Origin of the sequence: Escherichia sp. HH41S (assembly GCF_009820115.1) — a bacterium.
GTDB lineage: Bacteria > Pseudomonadota > Gammaproteobacteria > Enterobacterales > Enterobacteriaceae > Escherichia > Escherichia coli_F.
This window is the reverse complement of record NZ_VNXE01000041.1, coordinates 93,222-109,861: the sequence shown is the minus strand read 5'-3', so window position 1 is coordinate 109,861 and position 16,640 is coordinate 93,222. Positions and strand designations below refer to the sequence as shown.

Sequence of the window (16,640 nt, the reverse complement as noted above, 5' to 3'; positions counted from 1 at the left end):
CTTGTATTGTGGGGGCACCACTTTGAGCACGACTAACCATGATCACCACATTTACGTCTTGATGGGCGTATCGGGCAGCGGCAAATCTGCAGTCGCCAGTGAAGTGGCGCATCAACTTCATGCCGCGTTTCTTGATGGCGATTTCCTCCATCCGCGCTGCAATATCGAAAAAATGGCGTCTGGCGAACCGCTGAATGACGACGATCGCAAACCGTGGTTACAGGCGCTTAACGACGCCGCGTTTGCCATGCAGCGCACCAATAAAGTGTCGCTGATCGTCTGTTCTGCACTGAAAAAGCACTATCGCGACCTGCTGCGTGAAGGTAATCCGAATCTCTCTTTCATCTACCTGAAAGGCGATTTTGATGTAATTGAAAGCCGTCTGAAAGCGCGCAAAGGCCATTTCTTTAAAACCCAAATGCTGGTGACGCAGTTTGAAACGCTGCAGGAGCCGGGTGCGGACGAAACCGATGTACTGGTGGTGGATATCGATCAACCGCTGGAAGGTGTTGTGGCAAGCACCATTGAGGTTATTAATAAAGGCAAATAAGTAGTGACTACATTAACGCTTGTTTTAACAGCAGTAGGGTCTGTTTTACTGCTGCTGTTTTTAGTCATGAAGGCGCGTATGCACGCTTTCCTGGCTTTGATGGTGGTGTCTATGGGGGCTGGACTTTTTTCCGGTATGCCGCTCGATAAAATCGCAGCGACGATGGAAAAAGGGATGGGAGGCACCCTCGGCTTCCTGGCGGTAGTTGTCGCCCTGGGAGCCATGTTTGGCAAGATCCTACATGAAACCGGCGCAGTCGATCAGATTGCCGTCAAAATGCTCAAATCCTTCGGTCACAGTCGTGCGCATTATGCCATTGGCCTTGCGGGCCTGGTTTGTGCGCTACCACTGTTCTTTGAAGTGGCGATTGTCCTGCTGATTAGCGTTGCTTTCTCAATGGCGCGCCATACCGGCACGAACCTGGTGAAGCTGGTTATCCCGTTATTCGCGGGTGTGGCGGCAGCAGCGGCGTTCTTACTACCGGGGCCAGCGCCAATGCTGCTGGCATCGCAGATGAACGCTGACTTTGGCTGGATGATCCTGATTGGCCTGTGTGCGGCAATCCCGGGAATGATTGTTGCCGGGCCGCTGTGGGGTAATTTCATCAGCCGCTACGTGGAGCTGCATATTCCTGACGATATCAGCGAACCGCATCTCGGCGAAGGCAAAATGCCGTCCTTCGGATTCAGCCTGTCGCTGATCCTGCTGCCGCTGGTGCTGGTGGGGCTGAAAACCATTGCCGCGCGTTTTGTGCCGGAAGGCTCTACCGCTTACGAATGGTTCGAGTTTATCGGTCATCCGTTTACCGCAATTCTGGTCGCTTGCCTGGTAGCAATTTACGGCCTGGCGATGCGTCAGGGTATGCCGAAAGACAAAGTGATGGAGATTTGCGGTCACGCGCTGCAACCGGCGGGGATTATTCTGCTGGTGATTGGTGCAGGCGGCGTGTTCAAACAGGTGCTGGTTGACTCTGGCGTAGGTCCGGCGCTGGGCGAAGCGTTAACCGGCATGGGCCTGCCGATTGCCATCACCTGCTTCGTGCTGGCAGCTGCAGTGCGCATCATTCAGGGTTCTGCCACCGTTGCCTGTTTAACGGCGGTAGGGCTGGTGATGCCGGTTATTGAACAGCTGAACTACTCCGGTGCGCAAATGGCGGCGCTGTCGATTTGTATCGCCGGTGGTTCGATTGTTGTCAGCCACGTTAACGACGCCGGTTTCTGGTTGTTCGGTAAATTTACCGGCGCGACTGAAGCCGAAACGCTGAAAACCTGGACCATGATGGAAACCATCCTCGGTACTGTCGGTGCCATCGTTGGGATGATTGCGTTCCAGCTGTTGAGTTAAGTTTGTTCGCCCGGTAGTTGTGACGCTACCGGGCTCTTTTCGAAAAACTCTCCTCGTTACCCCTTCATCCACATTCGAATGCCGTCGAGGAACATCTGAGTTGCCATCATCACCAGAATCAATCCCATCAGGCGTTCAAGTGCATTCACCCCTTTCTCGCCCAGCAGACGTAAAAATAGCGAAGACTGTAGCAGGATGACAAAGGTGCCACCCCAGGCCAGCAGCAGAGCAATTACCAGATGTCCCATCTGATTCGGATACTGATGAGACAACAACATCAGCGTGGCGAGAATAGTCGGCCCGGCGACTAACGGAATTGCCAACGGCACGATAAACGGCTCTTCACCTGCCGGAAGCCCGCTGCTATTTCCTGAAGCACTGGGGAAAATCATCTTAATGGCGATCAGAAACAGAATGATGCCGCCAGAAATGGAGACGGTTTCTGCCCGCAGGCTAAGAAATGCCAGAATTTTCTCACCCGCAAACAGGAACACCAGCATCACCAGGAGAGCAATAAGCAACTCTCGCACCATGATTGCCCGCCGTCTTTTCGGTTCAGTATGTTTCAGTACGGACATGAAAATAGGTAGGTTTCCGAGCGGATCCATAATCAGGATCAATAAAACTGCTGCAGAAATGATTTCATTCATAACTCAAATTCCCTGATAATTGCCGCGGACTTTCTGCGTGCTAACAAAGCAGGTGATCTGGAGGCGCTAAAGGCCCTCGATATCATTGTGACCTGTCAGGGCGGCGATTATACCAACGAAATCTATCCAAAGCTTCGTGAAAGCGGATGGCAAGGTTACTGGATTGACGCAGCATCATCTCTGCGCATGAAAGATGACGCCATCATCATTCTTGACCCCGTCAATCAGGACGTTATTACCGACGGATTAAATAATGGCATCAGGACTTTTGTTGGCGGTAACTGTACCGTAAGCCTGATGTTGATGTCGTTGGGTGGTTTATTCGCCAATGATCTTGTTGATTGGGTATCCGTTGCAACCTACCAGGCCGCTTCCGGCGGTGGTGCGCGACATATGCGTGAGTTATTAACCCAGATGGGCCATCTGTATGGCCATGTGGCAGATGAACTCGCGACCCCGTCCTCTGCTATTCTCGATATCGAACGCAAAGTCACAACTTTAACCCGTAGCGGTGAGCTGCCGGTGGATAACTTTGGCGTGCCGCTGGCGGGTAGCCTGATTCCGTGGATCGACAAACAGCTCGATAACGGTCAGAGCCGCGAAGAGTGGAAAGGGCAGGCGGAAACCAACAAGATCCTCAACACATCTTCCGTAATTCCGGTAGATGGTTTATGTGTGCGTGTCGGGGCATTGCGCTGCCACAGCCAGGCATTCACTATTAAATTGAAAAAAGATGTGTCTATTCCGACCGTGGAAGAACTACTGGCTGCGCACAATCCGTGGGCGAAAGTCGTTCCGAACGATCGGGAAATCACTATGCGTGAGCTAACCCCAGCTGCCGTTACCGGCACGCTGACCACGCCGGTAGGCCGTCTGCGTAAGCTGAATATGGGGCCGGAGTTCCTGTCAGCCTTTACTGTGGGCGACCAGCTGCTGTGGGGGGCCGCGGAGCCGCTGCGTCGGATGCTTCGTCAACTGGCGTAATCTTTATTCATTAAATCTGGGGCGCGATGCCGCCCCTGTTAGTGCGTAATACAGGAGTAAGCGCAGATGTTTCATGATTTACCGGGAGTTAAATAGAGCATTGGCTATTCTTTAAGGGTGGCTGAATACATGAGTATTCACAGCCTTACCTGAAGTGAGGACGACGCAGAGAGGATGCACAGAGTGCTGCGCCGTTCAGGTCAAAAAAATGTCACAACCAGAAGTCAAAAATCCAGTTGGATGGGGTGACACAATAAAACAGGAAGACAAGCATGTCCGATCGTATCGATAGAGACGTGATTAACGCGCTAATTGCAGGCCATTTTGCGGATCCTTTTTCCGTACTGGGGATGCATAAAACCACCGCGGGACTGGAAGTCCGTGCCCTTTTACCCGACGCTACCGATGTGTGGGTGATTGAACCGAAAACCGGGCGCAAACTCGCAAAACTGGAGTGTCTCGACTCACGTGGATTCTTTAGCGGCGTCATTCCGCGGCGTAAGAATTTTTTCCGCTATCAGTTGGCTGTTGTCTGGCATGGTCAGCAAAACCTGATTGATGATCCTTACCGTTTTGGTCCGCTAATCCAGGAAATGGATGTCTGGCTATTATCTGAAGGTACGCATCTGCGCCCATATGAAACCTTAGGCGCGCATGCAGATACTATGGATGGCGTCACGGGTACGCGTTTTTCTGTCTGGGCTCCAAACGCCCGCCGGGTCTCGGTAGTCGGTCAATTCAACTACTGGGACGGTCGCCGTCACCCGATGCGCCTGCGTAAAGAGAGCGGCATCTGGGAACTGTTTATCCCTGGGGCGCATAACGGTCAGCTCTATAAATACGAGATGATTGATGCCAATGGCAACTTGCGTCTGAAGTCCGACCCTTATGCTTTCGAAGCGCAAATGCGCCCGGAAACCGCGTCTCTTATTTGCGGGCTGCCGGAAAAGGTAGTGCAGACTGAAGAGCGCAAAAAGGCAAATCAGTTTGATGCGCCAATCTCTATTTATGAAGTTCACCTGGGCTCCTGGCGTCGCCACACCGACAACAATTTCTGGTTGAGCTACCGCGAGCTGGCTGATCAACTGGTGCCTTATGCTAAATGGATGGGCTTTACCCACCTCGAACTGCTGCCCATTAACGAGCATCCGTTCGATGGCAGTTGGGGTTATCAGCCAACCGGCCTGTATGCACCGACCCGCCGTTTTGGTACCCGCGACGACTTCCGTTATTTCATTGATGCCGCACACGCAGCTGGTCTGAACGTGATTCTCGACTGGGTGCCAGGCCACTTCCCGACCGATGACTTTGCGCTTGCCGAATTTGATGGCACGAACTTGTATGAACACAGCGATCCGCGCGAAGGCTACCATCAGGACTGGAATACGCTGATCTACAACTATGGTCGCCGTGAAGTCAGTAACTTCCTTGTCGGTAATGCACTTTACTGGATCGAACGTTTTGGTATTGATGCGCTGCGCGTCGATGCGGTGGCATCAATGATTTATCGCGACTACAGCCGCAAAGAGGGGGAGTGGATCCCGAACGAATTTGGCGGGCGCGAGAATCTTGAAGCGATTGAATTCTTGCGTAATACCAACCGTATTCTTGGTGAGCAGGTTTCCGGTGCGGTGACAATGGCGGAAGAGTCTACCGATTTCCCTGGCGTTTCTCGTCCGCAGGACATGGGCGGTCTGGGCTTCTGGTACAAGTGGAATCTCGGCTGGATGCATGACACCCTGGACTACATGAAGCTCGACCCGGTTTATCGTCAGTATCATCACGATAAACTGACCTTCGGGATGCTCTACAACTACACTGAAAACTTCGTCCTGCCGTTGTCGCATGATGAAGTGGTCCACGGTAAAAAATCGATTCTCGACAGGATGCCAGGCGACGCATGGCAGAAATTCGCTAACTTGCGCGCGTACTATGGCTGGATGTGGGCATTCCCGGGCAAGAAACTGCTGTTCATGGGGAACGAATTTGCCCAGGGCCGCGAGTGGAACCATGACGCCAGCCTCGACTGGCATCTGTTGGAAGGCGGCGATAACTGGCACCACGGTGTCCAGCGTCTGGTGCGCGATCTGAACCTCACCTACCGCCACCATAAAGCGATGCATGAACTGGATTTTGACCCGTACGGTTTTGAATGGCTGGTGGTGGATGACAAAGAACGCTCGGTGCTGATCTTTGTGCGTCGCGATAAAGAGGGTAACGAAATCATCGTTGCCAGTAACTTTACTCCGGTGCCGCGTCATGATTATCGCTTCGGCATTAACCAGCCGGGTAAATGGCGTGAGATCCTCAATACCGATTCCATGCACTATCACGGCAGTAATGCAGGCAATGGCGGCACGGTACACAGCGATGAGATTGCCAGCCATGGTCGTCAGCATTCACTGAGCCTGACGCTACCACCGCTGGCCACTATCTGGCTGGTTCGGGAGGCAGAATGACACAACTCGCCATTGGCAAACCCGCACCCCTCGGCGCGCATTACGACGGTCAGGGCGTCAACTTCACACTTTTCTCCGCTCATGCCGAGCGGGTAGAACTGTGTATCTTTGACGCCAATGGCCAGGAACATCGCTATGACTTGCCAGGGCACAGTGGCGACATTTGGCACGGTTATCTGCCGGATGCGCGCCCGGGTTTGCGTTATGGTTATCGCGTTCATGGCCCCTGGCGACCCGCCGAGGGACATCGCTTTAACCCGGCGAAGTTGTTGATTGATCCTTGCGCGCGGCAAATTGACGGGGAGTTTAAAGATAACCCGCTGCTGCACGCAGGTCATAATGAACCTGACTATCGCGACAACGCCGCCATTGCGCCGAAATGTGTAGTGGTGGTTGATCACTATGACTGGGAGGATGATGCCCCGCCGCGCACGCCGTGGGGCAGCACTATCATTTATGAAGCCCATGTCAAAGGATTAACGTATCTGCACCCGGAGATCCCGGTCGATATCCGCGGCACTTATAAAGCCCTGGGGCATCCGGTGATGATCAACTATTTGAAACAGTTGGGCATTACTGCGCTGGAGTTGCTGCCGGTGGCACAATTTGCCAGCGAACCACGCCTGCAACGTATGGGGTTAAGTAACTACTGGGGCTATAACCCGGTAGCGATGTTTGCGCTGCATCCGGCGTATGCCTGCTCGCCAGAAACGGCGCTGAATGAGTTTCGCGATGCAATCAAAGCACTGCATAAAGCGGGTATCGAAGTCATTCTTGATATCGTGCTTAACCATAGTGCGGAACTGGACCTCGACGGTCCGTTATTCTCTCTGCGTGGGATCGACAACCGTAGCTATTATTGGATAAGAGAAGACGGTGATTATCACAATTGGACAGGCTGTGGCAACACGCTCAATTTGAGTCATCCGGCGGTGGTGGATTATGCCAGCGCCTGCCTGCGTTATTGGGTAGAAACCTGCCACGTCGATGGTTTCCGTTTTGATCTGGCGGCAGTCATGGGCCGTACGCCTGAGTTCCGTCAGGATGCTCCGTTGTTTACCGCAATTCAGAACTGCCCGGTGCTCTCGCAGGTGAAGTTAATTGCCGAACCGTGGGATATTGCGCCTGGTGGTTATCAGGTGGGAAATTTCCCGCCACTGTTTGCTGAGTGGAACGATCATTTCCGTGATGCTGCCCGTCGTTTCTGGCTGCATTATGATTTGCCTCTGGGGGCGTTTGCCGGGCGTTTTGCTGCCTCCAGCGATGTTTTTAAACGTAATGGTCGTCTGCCGAGTGCTGCGATTAATCTCGTCACCGCGCATGACGGTTTTACGCTTCGCGACTGCGTTTGCTTCAACCATAAACACAATGAAGCAAACGGAGAAGAAAATCGCGACGGGACCAACAACAATTACAGTAACAATCATGGTAAAGAAGGATTAGGCGGTACTCTTGACCTGGTTGAACGGCGGCGCGACAGCATTCACGCCCTGTTAACAACGTTGTTGCTCTCCCAGGGTACGCCGATGTTACTGGCCGGTGACGAACATGGTCATAGCCAGCATGGCAATAACAATGCCTACTGTCAGGATAATCAATTAACCTGGTTGGACTGGTCGCAGGCAAGCAGTGGTTTAACCGCATTTACCGCCGCGTTAATCCATCTGCGCAAGCGCATTCCCGCTTTGGTGGAGAATCGCTGGTGGGAAGAAGGCGACGGCAATGTCCGTTGGCTAAATCGATATGCTCAACCTTTAAGCACGGATGAGTGGCAAAACGGGCCGAAACAGCTGCAAATTCTGCTCTCGGATCGCTTTTTGATCGCAATTAACGCCACGCTTGAGGTAACAGAGATTGTTTTACCTGCTGGGGAGTGGCACGCCATTCCCCCATTCGCTGGAGAGGATAACCCAGTGATTACGGCTGTCTGGCAGGGACCTGCACACGGATTGTGTGTGTTCCAGAGATGATAAAAAAGGAGTTAGTCATGGTTAGTTTAGAGAAGAACGATCACTTAATGTTGGCGCGCCAGCTGCCATTGAAATCTGTTGCCCTGATACTGGCGGGAGGACGTGGTACCCGCCTGAAGGATTTAACCAATAAGCGAGCAAAACCGGCCGTACACTTCGGCGGTAAGTTCCGCATTATCGACTTTGCACTGTCTAACTGCATCAACTCCGGGATCCGTCGTATGGGCGTGATCACCCAGTACCAGTCCCATACTCTGGTGCAGCACATTCAGCGCGGCTGGTCATTCTTCAATGAAGAAATGAACGAGTTTGTCGATCTGTTGCCAGCGCAGCAGAGAATGAAAGGGGAAAACTGGTATCGCGGCACCGCAGATGCGGTCACGCAAAACCTCGACATTATTCGCCGTTACAAAGCGGAATATGTGGTGATCCTGGCGGGCGACCATATCTACAAGCAAGACTACTCGCGTATGCTTATCGACCACGTCGAAAAAGGCGCACGTTGCACCGTCGCTTGTATGCCTGTACCGATTGAAGAAGCCTCCGCATTTGGCGTTATGGCGGTTGATGAGAACGATAAAATTATCGAATTCGTTGAAAAACCCGCTAACCCGCCGTCAATGCCGAACGATCCGAGCAAATCTCTGGCGAGCATGGGTATCTACGTCTTTGACGCCGACTATCTGTATGAACTGCTGGAAGAAGACGATCGCGATGAGAACTCCAGCCACGACTTTGGTAAAGATTTGATTCCCAAAATCACCGAAGCCGGTCTGGCCTATGCGCACCCGTTCCCGCTCTCTTGCGTACAATCCGACCCGGATGCCGAGCCGTACTGGCGCGATGTGGGTACGCTTGAAGCTTACTGGAAAGCGAACCTCGATCTGGCATCAGTGGTGCCGGAACTGGATATGTACGATCGCAATTGGCCAATTCGTACCTACAATGAATCATTACCGCCAGCGAAATTCGTGCAAGATCGCTCCGGTAGCCACGGGATGACCCTTAACTCACTGGTTTCCGGCGGTTGTGTGATCTCCGGTTCGGTGGTGGTGCAGTCCGTTCTGTTCTCGCGCGTTCGCGTGAATTCATTCTGCAACATTGATTCCGCCGTATTGTTACCGGAAGTATGGGTAGGTCGCTCGTGCCGTCTGCGCCGCTGCGTCATTGATCGTGCTTGTGTTATTCCGGAAGGCATGGTGATTGGTGAAAACGCAGAGGAAGATGCACGTCGTTTCTATCGTTCAGAAGAAGGCATCGTGCTGGTAACGCGCGAAATGCTACGGAAGTTAGGGCATAAACAGGAGCGATAATGCAGGTTTTACATGTATGTTCAGAGATGTTCCCGCTGCTTAAAACCGGCGGTCTGGCTGATGTTATTGGGGCATTACCCGCAGCACAAATCGCAGACGGCGTTGACGCTCGCGTACTGTTGCCTGCATTTCCCGATATTCGCCGTGGCGTAACCGATGCGCAGGTGGTATCTCGCCGTGATACCTTCGCTGGGCATATCACGCTGTTGTTCGGCCATTACAACGGGGTTGGCATTTACCTGATTGACGCGCCGCATCTCTATGATCGTCCGGGAAGCCCGTATCACGATACCAACTTATTTGCCTACACTGACAACGTATTGCGTTTTGCGCTGTTGGGGTGGGTTGGGGCAGAAATGGCCAGCGGGCTTGACCCATTCTGGCGCCCTGATGTGGTGCATGCGCACGACTGGCATGCGGGCCTTGCGCCTGCGTATCTGGCGGCGCGTGGGCGTCCGGCGAAGTCGGTGTTTACTGTGCACAACCTGGCCTATCAAGGCATGTTTTATGCACATCACATGAATGACATTCAATTGCCATGGTCATTCTTTAATATTCATGGGCTGGAATTCAACGGACAAATCTCTTTCCTGAAGGCTGGTCTGTACTATGCCGATCATATTACGGCGGTCAGCCCGACCTACGCTCGCGAGATCACCGAACCGCAGTTTGCCTACGGTATGGAAGGTCTGTTGCAGCAGCGTCACCGTGAAGGGCGTCTTTCCGGCGTACTAAACGGCGTGGACGAAAAAATCTGGAGTCCAGAGACGGACTTACTGTTGGCCTCGCGTTACACCCGCGATACGTTGGAAGATAAAGCGGAGAATAAGCGCCAGTTACAAATCGCAATGGGGCTTAAGGTTGACGATAAAGTGCCGCTTTTTGCAGTGGTGAGCCGTCTGACCAGCCAGAAAGGTCTCGACCTGGTGCTGGAAGCCTTACCAGGCCTTCTGGAGCAGGGCGGACAGCTGGCGCTACTCGGCGCGGGTGATCCGGTGTTGCAGGAAGGTTTCCTTGCCGCGGCCGCGGAATATCCCGGACAAGTGGGCGTTCAGATTGGCTATCACGAAGCATTTTCGCATCGCATTATGGGCGGCGCGGACGTCATTCTGGTGCCCAGCCGTTTTGAACCGTGCGGCTTAACGCAACTTTATGGATTGAAGTACGGTACGCTGCCGTTAGTGCGGCGCACCGGTGGGCTTGCTGATACGGTTTCTGACTGTTCTCTTGAGAACCTTGCAGATGGCGTCGCCAGTGGGTTTGTCTTTGAAGATAGTAATGCCTGGTCGCTGTTACGGGCTATTCGACGTGCTTTTGTACTGTGGTCCCGTCCTTCACTGTGGCGGTTTGTGCAACGTCAGGCTATGGCAATGGATTTTAGCTGGCAGGTCGCGGCGAAGTCGTACCGTGAGCTTTACTATCGCTTGAAATAGTTTTCAGGAAACGCCTATATGAATGCTCCGTTTACATATTCATCGCCCACGCTTAGCGTAGAAGCTCTTAAGCATTCTATCGCTTACAAGCTGATGTTTACGATTGGCAAGGACCCGGTCGTCGCCAATAAACATGAATGGCTGAACGCAACATTATTTGCTGTGCGCGATCGTCTCGTGGAGCGCTGGTTACGTTCAAACCGTGCCCAGTTGTCGCAAGAAACGCGTCAGGTTTACTACCTGTCGATGGAATTTTTGATTGGCCGTACGCTTTCCAACGCCATGTTGTCGCTAGGAATTTACGAAGATGTACAGGGCGCACTGGAAGCGATGGGATTAAATCTCGAAGAGCTGATTGATGAAGAAAATGACCCGGGCCTCGGTAACGGTGGTCTGGGACGTCTGGCGGCTTGCTTCCTCGATTCTCTGGCGACGTTAGGGTTGCCGGGGCGTGGTTACGGTATCCGTTATGATTACGGTATGTTTAAGCAGAACATCGTTAACGGTAGCCAGAAAGAGTCGCCAGACTACTGGCTGGAATACGGTAACCCGTGGGAATTCAAACGCCACAACACGCGCTATAAAGTCCGTTTTGGTGGTCGCATTCAGCAGGAAGGTAAAAAAACGCGCTGGATCGAAACCGAAGAGATTCTGGGAGTGGCTTACGATCAGATTATCCCAGGTTACGACACCGACGCGACCAACACGCTGCGTTTGTGGAGTGCGCAAGCCAGTAGCGAAATTAACCTCGGTAAATTCAACCAGGGTGACTACTTCGCGGCAGTGGAAGATAAAAACCACTCCGAGAACGTATCCCGCGTACTGTATCCGGACGACTCCACCTACTCCGGGCGTGAACTGCGTCTGCGTCAGGAATATTTCCTGGTTTCTTCGACCATCCAGGACATTTTAAGTCGCCATTATCAGTTGCATAAAACCTACGATAACCTGGCGGATAAAATCGCGATTCACCTCAACGACACCCACCCGGTGTTGTCGATTCCTGAGATGATGCGTCTGCTGATTGATGAGCATCAATTTAGTTGGGACGACGCATTTGAAGTGTGTTGTCAGGTCTTCTCCTACACCAACCACACGCTAATGAGCGAGGCGCTGGAAACCTGGCCGGTTGATATGCTGGGTAAAATTCTGCCGCGTCACCTGCAGATCATCTTTGAAATTAACGACTATTTCCTGAAAACCTTGCAGGAACAGTATCCGAACGATACCGACCTGCTGGGACGGGCGTCGATCATTGATGAATCCAACGGTCGTCGCGTGCGTATGGCCTGGCTGGCGGTTGTGGTGAGCCACAAGGTTAACGGTGTATCAGAATTACACTCTAACCTGATGGTGCAGTCGCTGTTTGCTGATTTTGCGAAAATCTTCCCTGGACGTTTTACCAATGTCACCAATGGTGTGACCCCGCGTCGCTGGTTAGCGGTAGCGAACCCATCGCTTTCAGCCGTTCTGGACGAACACCTGGGCCGTAACTGGCGCACCGACCTTAGTTTGCTGAGTGAGCTGCAACAGCACTGTGATTTTCCGATGGTCAACCATGCAGTGCATCAGGCGAAGCTGGATAACAAAAAACGTCTGGCGGAGTATATCGCCCAGCAGCTGAATGTGGTGGTAAATCCGAAAGCGCTGTTCGATGTGCAAATCAAACGTATTCACGAATACAAACGTCAATTGATGAATGTGTTGCACGTGATCACCCGCTATAACCGCATCAAGGCCGACCCGGATGCGAAGTGGGTACCGCGCGTGAATATTTTTGGCGGTAAGGCGGCTTCAGCCTATTACATGGCGAAGCACATTATCCATTTGATCAATGACGTAGCGAAAGTGATCAACAACGATCCGCAGATTGGCGACAAGCTGAAAGTCGTGTTCATCCCGAACTACAGCGTTAGCCTGGCACAGTTGATCATTCCGGCGGCCGATCTATCTGAACAGATTTCTCTGGCAGGGACGGAAGCTTCCGGCACCAGTAATATGAAGTTTGCACTTAACGGCGCGCTGACTATCGGTACGCTGGACGGTGCGAACGTCGAGATGCTGGATCATGTCGGTGCTGACAATATCTTTATCTTTGGTAACACTGCGGAAGAAGTGGAAGAACTGCGTCGTCAGGGCTACAAACCGCGTGAATACTACGAGAAAGATGAGGAGCTGCATCAGGTGCTGACGCAAATCGGCAGCGGTGTATTCAGTCCGGAAGAACCGGGGCGCTATCGCGATCTGGTTGATTCGTTGATCAACTTCGGCGATCACTACCAGGTACTGGCGGATTATCGCAGCTATGTCGATTGTCAGGATAAAGTCGACGAACTTTACGAGCTTCAGGAAGAGTGGACCGCAAAAGCGATGCTGAACATTGCCAATATGGGCTACTTCTCTTCTGATCGTACAATCAAAGAGTACGCTGATCATATCTGGCATATTGATCCAGTGAGATTGTAAGTTCACTAAAAAATAGAACGGGGCCAAATCGGTCCCGTTTTTTTTCGCCTTTATTTCGGAGAAGTGTCCAGAGGGGCAAGGGGACTCGGGGGAGTATAATTTCGCCATTCAGAAAGAATGGAAAGAATAATGCAAAACAGAAAATGGATTTTGACCTCGCTGATAATGACTTTTTTCGGCATCCCCATACTGGCGCAATTTTTGGCAGCGGTTATTGCCATGCTGGGGGCCGGGCTTGCCGCTATTCTTGAGGCTTGCAATTTACTCTTTACGCCAACAATTTATCTTCTACTCAACGTCTTTATGCTGACGCTGGGGGCGATAATCCTATTTTTCTCTGGTCGCGTGTGGGCCGGTGATAGCGCACCAGAAAACAGAGAAATAGCCGTCTGGCGGCAATGCTTTTTTCTTTTACCTGCACTGTTAACTCTGGTTGGCTGGATAATCACGCTACATCTGGCAGATTATCAATTTCGCCAGCTGGGAGCGGGTTGGTTGGCAGATCTGATTCTCCCCTGGCTGGGCGTATTGTTAGTCTCATTAGTCGGAGGTGAGTTCTGGTGGATAGTCATTATACCCGTTGGTGCGCATATCAGTTTTTCGCTGGGGTATGGCTGGCCAACCAGACATCCTTTAACCGGCACGTACGGGTTACGTTGCCGTAATTCCCTCCTGTTTATCCTTCTCATGCTGGTTTTTGTCGCTGGTTATCAGGCTTATTTATATAAACAGCTTAATCCCGGCGTCGGTGTGCGTGAAAATATTGATACCTGGGCCTGGCGACCCGATAAACTCAATAATCAACTGACGCCACTGCGTGGTAAACCGCAAATTCAGTTTACACAAAACTGGCCGCGACTCGATGGTGCTACGGCGGCGTACCCAATTTATGCTTCTGCCTTTTATGCGTTGAGCGTTATACCGGAAGATTTCCACACCTGGGAATATCTGGAGAACTCTCGTACCCCCGATGCATATAACAGGATTGTTAAAGGTGATGCCGATATTATTTTTGTGGCGCAACCTTCCGGTGGGCAGAAAAAACGCGCAGAGGAATCGGGCGTCACTTTGAACTACACTCCTTTCGCCCGTGAAGCATTCGTTTTCATCGTCAATGCGGATAACCCGGTTAATTCCCTGACTGACCAACAGGTGCGTGACATCTTCAGTGGCGCAATTACCAACTGGCGTACTGTTGGCGGTAACGATCAGGAGATCCAGACCTGGCAACGCCCGGAAGACTCTGGCAGCCAGACAGTGATGCAATCGCAGGTCATGAAAAATGTCCGCATGATCTCGCCGCAGGAAACCGAAGTGGCAAGCATGATGGAGGGAATGATTAAAGTTGTTGCCGAATACCGTAATACAAACAACTCAATAGGCTACACCTTCCGCTATTACGCAACACAAATGAATGCCGATAAAAATATAAAACTGCTAGCTATTAACGGTATTGCACCGACTGCGGAAAATATTCGTAACGGCAAATATCCGTATATCGTCGATGCCTTTATGGTAACGCGGGAAAATACTACGTCAGAAACACAAAAACTGGTCGAATGGTTTTTAACGCCGCAGGGGCAGAGTCTGGTGGAAGATGTGGGTTATGTGCCGCTGTATCCAACAATGAAATAACGCTCGAGAGAAAGGAATCAGCGCAATGAATAAATTCACCGGTGTTTTACTATTAGGTACGGCGTTACTGGCGGGATGTGTCGACCGGGAAGGGTACTATAACAGCGTCAGGGAAGAAGAGAGTCATGGACTGACGTCTCTGCGGGGGCAACCTGAATTACGTTACAACGATGATTGGTCAAGATGGCCGAGAGTGTACGGCGCTACAGCCTTATACCCGCTGTATGCTTCCGCGTATTATGAATTAGTACCCGAGCCAAAAGATAAGGATCGAACCTCGCTGGCCTGGCAGGCGTATGGTTTGCAACAAACCCGAACAGCTGAAGCCTACGATAGTCTGATCAAGGGTACCGCGACGGTTATTTTTGTTGCACAACCGTCGGAAGGACAGAAAAAACGTGCAGAAGAAGCAGGCGTTAAACTGAAATATACCGCGTTTGCCCGCGAAGCCTTTGTCTTTATCGTTGATATCAAAAACCCGGTTAATTCACTTAGCGAACAGCAGGTCAAAGACATTTTTAGCGGTAAAGTGAGTCGCTGGAATAAAGTGGGCGGCGGTGACGAAAGTATAAAAGTCTGGCAGCGGCCAGAAGATTCTGGAAGCCAAACGGTTATGAAGGGACTGGTTATGCAAGATACTCCAATGCTGCCAGCCAAAAAATCCACTGTTATCGATCTTATGGGCGGTTTAATTACCGAAGTCGCCGACTACCAAAACACAACATCTTCCATTGGATACACCTTCCACTATTACGTCACACGTATGAATGACAATATGCTCAAAATGCGCAAACAGATCAAACTGCTAGCTATAAATGGCATTGCGCCTACAGAGGAAAATATCCGTAACGGCACTTATCCGTACATAATTGATGCTTATATGGTGACGCACGAAACCCCTGCGCTGGAAACGCAGAAATTCGTCGACTGGTTTTTAAGCCCGCAGGGACAGCAATTGGTAGAGGATGTGGGGTATGTGTCGCTGTATAAAACGTTATCAGATATTAAATAATAAAGTAAACAGGGGCAGATATGAAGATTTTATTACCTATCAGCAATGGATTACTCTTTCTTCCTGAGAGTAATGCTGCACACCAGAGTATTTCACCGCCTTTCCAGCATTACACATTAGCTTGTGATAGAGAGCAAATTAACCCCGGGATTAATTTATCTGAGTTGTTTGCAGATAACGGAAGCTCCAGTCAAATTTCTTATAGTGTAATAGTGCCAGCGGACATCAATAAAGTTACTATAGGTGATGATGAGCAAATCATCTGGGCAAGATCGAAAGGGTAAAAGTGACCTGGTATATATACATGAAACAAATAATAGAAAAAGCTTTAACGGTTTTGCTTATGATTTACGCCGGATCAGCAACTGCCGAAGGCAAAGTGAACGATTTATGCCACATAGGTAATCGCGTCTCTAAACTAGAGATTACAAATTATCCGCAGAGTTACACTTCGCCAGTTTCAATTGATGAAGGACGGCTGAATGAAATTTATAAATACAAGGTTGAAATCACTCACCTTTACGATAAAGAAAGTAAGAAAATTGTTGAGCTATTACAGATGGATTATGCTGAGCAAGAGGAAAATGTTGCTGATCTGAGGTGGCGCGTTAATATCACCTCATATCAAAATAAAAAGTGTGATATCTATTTTGATGGTTTTGGATTATGTGGAAAAATTAACGGTGAGAATGTCTGCTTCAGGCACAACGAAATGATACGATGGATAGAGTCCCATATTTCTGTGTTTCTACATAGCGTTAATGAATGAACGTTATGAAATAATGGATTTATCAACAAACCACTGACATTCTAAATGGCCTTGC

At 50.9% G+C, this 16,640-nt stretch carries 12 protein-coding genes and 1 pseudogene; 12 read left to right on the top strand and 1 reads right to left on the bottom strand.

Annotated features, from left to right (window positions below):
• The first annotated feature begins 22 nt into the window (after positions 1-22).
• Both gntK and gntU read left to right on the top strand, forming a co-directional pair.
• Entirely contained in the window at positions 23-550 is a 528-nt protein-coding gene (gene gntK, locus FQZ95_RS08395; protein WP_000108321.1) for a gluconokinase, read from the top strand.
• A 3-nt stretch (positions 551-553) separates the two neighbouring features.
• Entirely contained in the window at positions 554-1,894 is a 1,341-nt protein-coding gene (gene gntU, locus FQZ95_RS08390) for a gluconate transporter (RefSeq protein ID WP_160530083.1), read from the top strand.
• 56 nt (positions 1,895-1,950) lie between these two features.
• Here the strand turns inward: gntU and yhgN are convergent, their stop codons facing one another.
• Complete coding sequence (gene yhgN / locus FQZ95_RS08385; protein WP_001002544.1) at positions 1,951-2,544, bottom strand: NAAT family transporter YhgN; 594 nt, start codon at positions 2,542-2,544, stop codon at positions 1,951-1,953.
• A gap of 48 nt (positions 2,545-2,592) precedes the next feature.
• Here yhgN and asd point away from each other — a divergent pair.
• The 10 genes and pseudogenes from asd to FQZ95_RS08340 all read left to right on the top strand — a co-directional run.
• Positions 2,593-3,528, top strand: a pseudogene (gene asd / locus FQZ95_RS08380) (aspartate-semialdehyde dehydrogenase); the annotation flags it as partial.
• 272 nt (positions 3,529-3,800) lie between these two features.
• Positions 3,801-5,987 (top strand): 1,4-alpha-glucan branching enzyme, encoded by a 2,187-nt coding sequence (gene glgB / locus FQZ95_RS08375; RefSeq protein WP_160530082.1) that lies wholly within the window; start codon positions 3,801-3,803, stop codon positions 5,985-5,987.
• On the top strand, positions 5,984-7,957 hold the full coding sequence (gene glgX / locus FQZ95_RS08370; RefSeq protein ID WP_000192514.1) for a glycogen debranching protein GlgX: 1,974 nt from the start codon (positions 5,984-5,986) through the stop codon (positions 7,955-7,957). The genes glgB and glgX overlap by 4 nt, the downstream gene beginning before the upstream one ends.
• A 17-nt stretch (positions 7,958-7,974) precedes the next feature.
• Positions 7,975-9,270 (top strand): glucose-1-phosphate adenylyltransferase, encoded by a 1,296-nt coding sequence (gene glgC / locus FQZ95_RS08365; RefSeq protein WP_000253975.1) that lies wholly within the window; start codon positions 7,975-7,977, stop codon positions 9,268-9,270.
• Complete coding sequence (gene glgA / locus FQZ95_RS08360) at positions 9,270-10,703, top strand: glycogen synthase GlgA (RefSeq protein ID WP_001197646.1); 1,434 nt, start codon at positions 9,270-9,272, stop codon at positions 10,701-10,703. The genes glgC and glgA overlap by 1 nt, the downstream gene beginning before the upstream one ends.
• An 18-nt stretch (positions 10,704-10,721) precedes the next feature.
• Entirely contained in the window at positions 10,722-13,169 is a 2,448-nt protein-coding gene (gene glgP / locus FQZ95_RS08355) for a glycogen phosphorylase (protein ID WP_160530081.1), read from the top strand.
• Positions 13,170-13,295: 126 nt separating this feature from the next.
• Positions 13,296-14,804, top strand: a complete 1,509-nt coding sequence (locus tag FQZ95_RS08350; RefSeq protein ID WP_140423077.1) for a PstS family phosphate ABC transporter substrate-binding protein — start codon at positions 13,296-13,298, stop codon at positions 14,802-14,804.
• A 25-nt stretch (positions 14,805-14,829) separates the two neighbouring features.
• On the top strand, positions 14,830-15,816 hold the full coding sequence (locus tag FQZ95_RS08345) for a PstS family phosphate ABC transporter substrate-binding protein (RefSeq protein ID WP_160530080.1): 987 nt from the start codon (positions 14,830-14,832) through the stop codon (positions 15,814-15,816).
• A gap of 20 nt (positions 15,817-15,836) precedes the next feature.
• Positions 15,837-16,100 carry a hypothetical protein gene (locus tag FQZ95_RS26095; protein WP_202384114.1) on the top strand — a complete coding sequence of 88 codons (264 nt, stop codon included), beginning with the start codon at positions 15,837-15,839 and terminating at the stop codon, positions 16,098-16,100.
• A gap of 20 nt (positions 16,101-16,120) precedes the next feature.
• Positions 16,121-16,585: a hypothetical protein gene (locus FQZ95_RS08340; protein WP_050487874.1), complete on the top strand. Its 465-nt coding sequence runs from the start codon at positions 16,121-16,123 to the stop codon at positions 16,583-16,585.
• Positions 16,586-16,640 lie beyond the last annotated feature (55 nt).

Excerpts from the sequence above, each read along its gene's own strand:
- yhgN (WP_001002544.1), bottom strand. The coding sequence starts at position 2,544 with ATGAATGAAATCATTTCTGCAGCAGTTTTATTGATCCTGATTATGGAT.
- glgB (WP_160530082.1), top strand. The coding sequence starts at position 3,801 with ATGTCCGATCGTATCGATAGAGACGTGATTAACGCGCTAATTGCAGGC.
- glgX (WP_000192514.1), top strand. The coding sequence starts at position 5,984 with ATGACACAACTCGCCATTGGCAAACCCGCACCCCTCGGCGCGCATTAC.
- glgC (WP_000253975.1), top strand. The coding sequence starts at position 7,975 with ATGGTTAGTTTAGAGAAGAACGATCACTTAATGTTGGCGCGCCAGCTG.
- glgA (WP_001197646.1), top strand. The coding sequence starts at position 9,270 with ATGCAGGTTTTACATGTATGTTCAGAGATGTTCCCGCTGCTTAAAACC.
- glgP (WP_160530081.1), top strand. The coding sequence starts at position 10,722 with ATGAATGCTCCGTTTACATATTCATCGCCCACGCTTAGCGTAGAAGCT.
- FQZ95_RS08345 (WP_160530080.1), top strand. The coding sequence starts at position 14,830 with ATGAATAAATTCACCGGTGTTTTACTATTAGGTACGGCGTTACTGGCG.
- FQZ95_RS26095 (WP_202384114.1), top strand. The coding sequence starts at position 15,837 with ATGAAGATTTTATTACCTATCAGCAATGGATTACTCTTTCTTCCTGAG.
- FQZ95_RS08340 (WP_050487874.1), top strand. The coding sequence starts at position 16,121 with ATGAAACAAATAATAGAAAAAGCTTTAACGGTTTTGCTTATGATTTAC.